The 411-nt window shown below is 60.6% G+C and carries 1 protein-coding gene; it reads right to left on the bottom strand.

Going from position 1 to position 411, the window contains the following annotated elements:
• Positions 1–411, bottom strand: a 411-nt coding sequence (locus P3G66_RS31875) for a condensation domain-containing protein (RefSeq protein ID WP_276117894.1), incomplete at both ends; no start/stop codon positions are given.

The following is a 411-nucleotide window of genomic DNA, read 5'->3' on the forward strand; positions in this document are numbered from 1 at the left end:
ACCAAACCGCGCAGCAGCATCATCGAACCACGCCGACAACGTCGAATCCACACCACTGTCGACACCCGTGTCGCTCCATGACAGAACGCGATCCAACTCACCGGCGCTCATAACATCCACGTCGCCAACGGCAGCGGCCGGATTCGCGACAACGCAACGGAGGACGGACACGAACCGATCAGCGAACTCGGCCGCTGTCGACGCGTCGAACAGATCCGTCGCGTAGGTCAGGGTGCCGGACATACCGGCGTCAGCGACGTCTTCAAGTGTGAATTGCAGATCGAACTTGGCCAGTGCTGCGTCGAATTCCACAGCAGCGGCGGTGAGTCCGGGCAGTTCGAGAGCACTCTGTCCAAGGTTCTGGAACGTCAACGCCACCTGGAACAACGGATGACGAGCCTGCGAACGAAC

The organism is Rhodococcus sp. C3V (assembly GCF_029269915.1).
GTDB classification, from domain to species: Bacteria; Actinomycetota; Actinomycetes; order Mycobacteriales; family Mycobacteriaceae; genus Rhodococcus_F; species Rhodococcus_F qingshengii.